The organism is Isoptericola croceus (genome assembly GCF_029382255.1).
Taxonomy (GTDB): Bacteria; Actinomycetota; Actinomycetes; order Actinomycetales; family Cellulomonadaceae; genus Isoptericola; species Isoptericola croceus.
This window is the reverse complement of the sequence record NZ_JARLLG010000501.1, coordinates 1-255: the sequence shown is the minus strand read 5'-3', so window position 1 is coordinate 255 and position 255 is coordinate 1. Positions and strand designations below refer to the sequence as shown.

At 71.8% G+C, this 255-nt stretch carries 1 protein-coding gene; it reads left to right on the top strand.

What is annotated here, in order from left to right:
- A partial coding sequence (locus tag PZC42_RS21940) for a hypothetical protein (protein ID WP_277214324.1) occupies positions 1-255 on the top strand: 255 nt, incomplete at both ends.

The window sequence follows — 255 nt, the reverse complement described above, 5'->3', positions numbered from 1 at the left end:
CCCGGCTTTCGCAACTCGGTGTGCGCCTACGTCGTCAGCCTGTTGCATCCCAAGGTGATCGCCGAGCTCGAGCTCGAGCGCTTCGGCCTCGAGATCCTGGCGCGCCCGGGGGGCACCTTCGCGCCCCAGCCCGACGGCCGCTACCTCTCGCTGCCCCGCGACCGCGCCGCCGCCGAGCGCTCGATCGCCGGCTTCTCGCAGCACGACGCCGAAGTTTTCGGCCGCTTCGAGGCGGTGCTCGAGGAGACCGCACAG